Source organism: Dolichospermum sp. UHCC 0352 (genome assembly GCF_009711925.1).
GTDB classification, from domain to species: domain Bacteria; phylum Cyanobacteriota; class Cyanobacteriia; order Cyanobacteriales; family Nostocaceae; genus Dolichospermum; species Dolichospermum lemmermannii.
Genome location: NZ_VIKY01000014.1, coordinates 22,794 through 29,543, shown reverse-complemented (window position 1 = coordinate 29,543; position 6,750 = coordinate 22,794). Strand labels below are relative to the sequence as shown.

Genomic DNA, 6,750 nt, shown 5'->3' with positions numbered 1-6,750 from the left:
TCCAAATGCTTCGCCCGTACAGTTGTTAGGGGATAAAAATTTTAGATAGAAGTTAATTTAACATGATCCAAAATCTAAAATTTAATATCCAATCCCCAATCCCCACCTAGTGTAAATATTCTATCAGAGTTATCCTGGCCAACCAGCAGCGATCGCTAATAAAATGGAAATACCAAAAGCCAACCTATACCAAACAAAAACCAATGTGTTTTTAGTTTGCAAGTATTTGATTAAAAAAGCAATTGATAAATAGGAAAAAATAAAAGTAGAAATGATGCCAACAATTAACAGAATCACAATATTATCTGGCAATTCACCTGATTGAAACATTTTGAAGATTTTCAGACTTTTATATAAAGTCGCAATTGTCAAAGTGGGAAATCCTAACAAAAATGAAAATTTCGCGGCTGCTTCTCTTTCTAATCCTAAAAATAAGCCAGTAGTTAAAGTCGAACCTGAACGAGAAACGCCCGGAACTAAAGCTAAAGTTTGTCCCAATCCTACTAAAATACCATCTCGAATTTCCAAAGTAGCAAAACCCCGTTTACGACTCCCAATTTTTTCCGCTAACCCTAGCAAAATCGCCATAATAATTGACATGATCGCAATAATTAAGGAACTTTCTGGGATCACATCTTTTAACAAAAACCCAATAGTTAAAGCGGGAATTGTCCCCACCGCAATCCCGACAACAATTTTCCATTCTTCGCTTTCCCAGTCTTTAGTTTTAAAAGCTGTAATTGCACCTTTCACTAAACTAGAAATAACAGCCCAAAAATACCACAAAATTGCAATTACGCTTCCAAATTGAATAGCATCAACAAAATCTTTAGAACCCAGTTCTTTCCAACCAAATACCTTGGTCACAATGATTAAATGTGCTGTACTACTAATTGGTAAAAACTCTGTAATCCCTTGCACAATCCCTAAAATAAATGCCTGGATTACTCCTTGAACTAAATCAACTTGACTAGTGGCTGCTTGGGTAGGCATTCCTACCTGTAACAATTGCAGTAATAGTAAGTTTGTACTATTTACTTCTAAGATTGTTGTCATTAACAAGACTCCCAAGATCAATAGGTAATTCTAGCAAACTATCCAACTTTACTTGGTTGTTGTCAGTCTTTTTAGCAAAAATATTATAGGAATGTGGGTTACAAAGTGATTATTGGTTTCTGCCTGAACGTCCTTAAATATATTTAGTTATGTTGTTTTCCGCCTAAATATACTATGCTGCGTTTATTGACAAAAAATATTAAAGCATTAATTTCTAATTTTTGAAGATATCCCGAAAAGACAAGATATTGTTACAATATTTAACAACGTTGATCTAACTGGTGGCTTCTTCATGATGGTTAAGACACTTCCCTCTAGTTCTCGAACAAGTCAGGAGGACAGTCGCGGAGGCGAATTGTCCGTAATTGAGGTAGTAGCAGAACAAAATCCACAGACTGTAGCAATCAAATCGGCTGAAGCTTCTCCACAGCCCAGACATCGGGTGCGGGTGGGATCTGAACCGGAGTCGATGCTGTATGATCCTGTGGAAATACAAGCACAGTATAGTGGGCGATTCCTGCAAGTTATCGGGCGGATTTTGACGGTTTTAAAACCAATTCTGTCCTTTGTCTTTGGGTTATGGTGGGATAAGCAATGGGGAATTTTGGTTAAAAATGAACGTCGTCGCGCTGTTCAGCTCAGAGATTTATTAACAAAGTTGGGTCCAGCTTACATTAAAATTGGTCAGGCTTTATCCACTAGACCAGATTTAGTCCCACCAATTTACCTGGAAGAATTAACTAGACTCCAAGATCAATTACCAGCTTTTCCTAATGAAATAGCTTACCAGTTTATTGAGGAAGAATTGGGAGCAACACCATTAGAGATTTATGCAGAATTGTCTTCACAACCGATTGCGGCGGCTTCTTTAGGACAGGTATATCAGGGAAGATTGAAAACTGGCGAAGAAGTAGCGATTAAGGTACAACGCCCAGATTTACGAGAAAAAATTACTATAGATTTGTATATTTTGCGGAATTTGGCTGGTTGGATACAGCACAATTTCCAGCGAGTCCGCAGTGATTTAGTGGGGATTTTAGATGAATTAGGCGATCGCATTTTTGAAGAAATGGACTATATTCATGAAGGCGAAAATGCGGAACGCTTTTTTGAATTATATGGTCACATGAAGGATATTTATGTCCCCAAAATTTACTGGGAATACACCAACCGTCGCGTTTTAACGATGGAATGGATTAACGGCATTAAATTAACTCAACCCGAAAAAATTGCCGCTTTAGGAATCAATGCGCGGTATTTAATTGAAGTTGGTGTCCAGTGTTCTTTACGTCAATTATTAGAACATGGATTTTTTCATGCTGACCCTCATCCAGGTAACTTGTTAGCGACTATGGATGGTAAATTAGCTTATCTCGATTTTGGCATGATGAGCGAAGTTAAACCAGCCCAACGTTATGGTTTAATTGAGGCAATTGTCCACGTTGTCAATCGAGAATTTGATAGTTTAGCAAAAGACTATGTAAAGTTAGAATTCCTCAGTCCAGAAACAGACCTTACCCCCATCGTTCCCGCTTTTGCAAAGGTATTTGCTAATGCCGAAGGTGCAAGTGTCGCGGATTTGAATATTAAAAGCATCACCGATGATTTATCAGCTTTAATGTATGAATATCCTTTCCGCGTCCCTCCCTATTACGCTTTAATTATTCGTTCTCTTGTGACTTTGGAAGGGATTGCAATTTATATAGATCCCGATTTTAAAGTTCTCAGTGAGGCTTATCCTTATGTTGCTAAACGGCTTTTAACAGATCCGGCAAATGAGTTAAGAACATCATTACAAGAATTACTGTTTAAAGATGGTAAATTTCGCTGGAATCGGTTGGAAAATTTGTTAAAAAATGCCCGCAGTAACCAAGAATATGATCTTAATTTGGTTGTTAATCAAGGAGTAGAATTTCTCTCTTCTGACCGAGGTTCATTTATTCGTGACAGATTAGTTGATGAATTTTTCAACGGTGTAGATGCTGTTAGTAAAAATGCCTTGCATAACTTGACTTATGTACTGCGAGAAAGGGTAGGAATCACCGCAATCAATCAAATTCCTTCAGCAAGTGTTGAACAACAACAAACTTTAGAATATATTAAACGCATTGCTGGGATTTTGCGAGAAACTAAAGGCTTTGATGCGACAAAGTTAGCCCCCCAATTAGCCCAAATCATTGTTAATCCAGGAGTTCAACTTTTAGGTCAACAAATTGCCACTCGTGTTACTCAAAAAGCTGTAACTCGGATAATTCGAGAATTATTAGCATAATGTCTAAACTGTGATTTTTCTGATTTAGATGATTGGGATGATTGAAATAATTAATTAATCACAAAAATCAAATTAATCAAAAAAATCATAGTTTAGATGATTGGGATGATTGAAATAATTAATTAATCACAAAAATCAAATTAATCAAAAAAATCATAGTTTAGATGATTGGGATGATTGAAATAATTAATTAATCACAAAAATCAAATTAATCAAAAAAATCATAGTTTAGATGATTGGGATGATTGAAATAATTAATTAATCACAAAAATCAAATTAATCAAAAAAATCATAGTTTAGATGATGAATTAATCAAAAAAATCAGATTAATCACACAAATCATAGTTTAGATAACTGCTGGATATTGCGCCAACACCTGCTGTAAATATTGACCAGTATAAGAACGAGGATTTTTTGCCACATCTTCAGGCGTTCCCGCAGCAATCAGTTCTCCGCCCTTATCTCCACCTTCAGGTCCCAAATCTATCACCCAATCAGAACAACGAATGACATCTAAATTATGTTCAATCACTAAAATGGAATTTCCCTTATCTACCAATCTTTGTAAAACGTCCAACAATTTGTGGACATCATAAAAAGATAAACCTGTAGTTGGTTCATCTATTAAATAAAGTGTTTTCCCAGTCGCGCGTCGAGATAATTCCGTGGCTAATTTCACCCGTTGGGCTTCTCCACCAGATAAAGTTGTGGCTGGTTGTCCTAATTGCACATAACCCAAACCAACATCAAATAAAGTTTGTAATCTAGTTAGGGCTTTGGGAATATTTTGACAGAAATCTAATGCTTCTTCAACCGTCATATTCAAAACATCAGAAATTGATTTATCCTTATATTTAACTTGGAGAGTTTCCCGGTTATATCTCGCACCTTTGCAAATTTCACATTGTACATAAACGTCAGGGAGAAAATTCATTTCGATGACATTTACACCTTGTCCACTACAAGCTTCACACCGTCCACCTTTAACATTAAAAGAAAATTGTCCAGGTTTATAACCTCTGGTTTTAGCTTCAACAGTTTGGGAAAAAACATCACGAATAATATCGAAAACTCCGGTGTAAGTTGCAGGGTTAGAACGGGGAGTTCTCCCAATGGGTGATTGGTCAATGACAATGGCTTTATCAACGCAGTTTAAACCCTTGATTTCATCCATGTCTTTGGGTGCGGGAGCTTTTTTCAGTAAATGATGTTGTAAGGCTGGATAAAGTAATTCGTTAATTAAGGTAGATTTTCCTGAACCAGAAACACCTGTAACGGAGACAAGTTTTCCCAAGGGAATTTCTACATCTATATTTTGTAAGTTGTTACGATGGGCATTTCTAATAGTTAAGGCGCGGCCATTTCCTTCTCGTCTTTTAGCTGGGGTAGTGATGACTCTTCTTCCTGATAGGTAAGCACCAGTTAAAGATGCTTCTGCGTTGAGTAAATCCTCAAAACTGCCTTCGGAAATAATATTTCCCCCATGAATTCCTGCACCGGGACCAATATCAACTATATAGTTAGCAGCGCGGATAGTTTCTTCGTCATGTTCGACAACTATTAAGGTATTTCCTAAGTCGCGTAATTTGGTTAATGTTTTGAGTAATTTTCCGTTATCTCTTTGATGTAACCCAATACTTGGTTCATCTAAAACGTAAAGAACTCCTGTTAGTCCTGAACCGATTTGTGTGGCTAATCGAATGCGTTGGGCTTCTCCACCTGATAATGTCATAGCGGGACGATCTAAGGTGAGATAATCTAAGCCAACATCTAATAAAAATTGTAATCTGGCTTTAACTTCTCTGAGAACTAAATCAGCTATTTGAGTTTGTCTAGTACTCAATTTTAATTTTTCGATTCTTTCCCGACATTCTCGAATGGAAACACTGGTAAAATCTAAAATTCCATATTGTCCTAACTTCACAGCTAAGGCTTCCGGTTTTAATCTTTTCCCACCGCAAACTTCGCAGGGTTGGTCAATTAAATATTCTTCTAATTTCTGTTTAACTAACTCCGTTCCCCCTTCATACTGTCTTTGTAAAATGGGAATTACACCCTTAAAACTCTGCGACCTCTGCGCCTCTGTGGTTCGTTTCTCTTCCCCATACAAGACAACTTTTTGCTGTTCCGGTGTCAACTTCCCCCATTGAGTTTGTAACTCAAAGCCATAATTCAACCCCACAGCATATAACAACTCCAAATAATAGGAGTTTTCCTTTTCTGACCAAGGAGCGATCGCTGCATACATGGGCGAATCTGGATTAGGGACAACCAACTCCGGGGAAAATCTTCTTAAAGTCCCAATCCCATGACAATGGGGACAAGCACCATAAGGGGAATTAAAAGAAAACAATCGGGGGGATAATTCTTCCATTACCGCACCATGTTCGGGACAAGCAAAGTTTTCCGAAAACACCATTTCTGTGGGTAATTCTTGTGCGGAAATACCTTGATTTTCTGCCTCAGTTGCTATATACTTACTATCAGACCGCTCCAGCGCTATCTTATCCGATGTGTCTTTTAATACCTCAATTGTGGCGATTCCGTTAGATTGCTTAAGACAGGTTGCTAGAGAATCCACCAAACGCTCTTGAATACCATCTTTTTTAACTAATCTGTCAATAACCAGTTCTATAGTATGTGTGTTATTTTTGTCTAACTCGATGGAATCTGATAGCTCTCGCACCTCTCCATTTACCCTAATGCGGACAAATCCTTGCGCGGCTAAACCGGAAATTAATTTGCGGTGAGTTCCCTTTTTCCCCCGGACTACAGGGGCTAGAATTTGGAAGCGGGTACGGTCGGGAAGTTCCATGATGCGATCGCACATCTGGTCAATGGTCTGAGGGGCAATAGAGCGATCGCAGATGGGACAATGGGGTTCACCAGCGCGACCATATAACAAGCGCAGATAATCATAAATTTCCGTGACTGTCCCCACCGTCGAACGGGGATTATGGGAAGTTGATTTTTGGTCAATGGAAATTGCCGGACTTAAACCTTCAATTGCTTCAACGTCGGGTTTATCCAACTGTCCCAAAAATTGCCGAGCATAGGCGCTGAGGGATTCTACATAACGGCGTTGACCTTCAGCGAAAATGGTATCGAAGGCTAAAGAAGACTTACCCGAACCAGAAACGCCAGTAAAGACAATCAGGCGATCGCGGGGTAATTCCAAATCAATATTTTTCAGATTATGCTGCCTAGCGCCCCGAATGCGGATAGTATTCTGGCTATTGTGAGCGGTTGGAAGCACATCGTTTAAAGAAGCAGCTAGATTTTCTGACATATTGACAGGCTAAGGAAAGGTTACACAGTGAAACAATCCTTAATAATACTATCTTTGTTCAGGTTATAGTAAAGTATCAATCATCTTAATTTCCTACCCAGGATATCACTTGATATTTCCTTGATTTGGTAGA

General features: G+C 38.2%; 3 protein-coding genes. 1 reads left to right on the top strand and 2 read right to left on the bottom strand.

Features of this window, described 5'->3' with window-relative positions; genetic code table 11:
* Positions 1–129 precede the first annotated feature (129 nt).
* Positions 130–1,056, bottom strand: a complete 927-nt coding sequence (locus FJR06_RS01280) for an undecaprenyl-diphosphate phosphatase (protein WP_168634241.1) — start codon at positions 1,054–1,056, stop codon at positions 130–132.
* 292 nt (positions 1,057–1,348) lie between these two features.
* Between FJR06_RS01280 and FJR06_RS01275 the strand changes: the two genes are divergently transcribed.
* Entirely contained in the window at positions 1,349–3,328 is a 1,980-nt protein-coding gene (locus tag FJR06_RS01275; RefSeq protein ID WP_015079909.1) for an AarF/ABC1/UbiB kinase family protein, read from the top strand.
* Between the two features lie 346 nt (positions 3,329–3,674).
* On the opposite strand, the gene uvrA is transcribed toward FJR06_RS01275, so the two are convergent.
* Positions 3,675–6,617, bottom strand: a complete 2,943-nt coding sequence (uvrA, locus tag FJR06_RS01270) for an excinuclease ABC subunit UvrA (RefSeq protein WP_015079910.1) — start codon at positions 6,615–6,617, stop codon at positions 3,675–3,677.
* Between the last annotated feature and the right edge of the window lie 133 nt (positions 6,618–6,750).

What these genes read in the sequence shown, in the direction of transcription:
- FJR06_RS01275 (WP_015079909.1), top strand. Translation starts at nt 1,349, where the DNA reads ATGATGGTTAAGACACTTCCCTCTAGTTCTCGAACAAGTCAGGAGGAC.
- FJR06_RS01280 (WP_168634241.1), bottom strand. Translation starts at nt 1,056, where the DNA reads ATGACAACAATCTTAGAAGTAAATAGTACAAACTTACTATTACTGCAA.
- uvrA (WP_015079910.1), bottom strand. Translation starts at nt 6,617, where the DNA reads ATGTCAGAAAATCTAGCTGCTTCTTTAAACGATGTGCTTCCAACCGCT.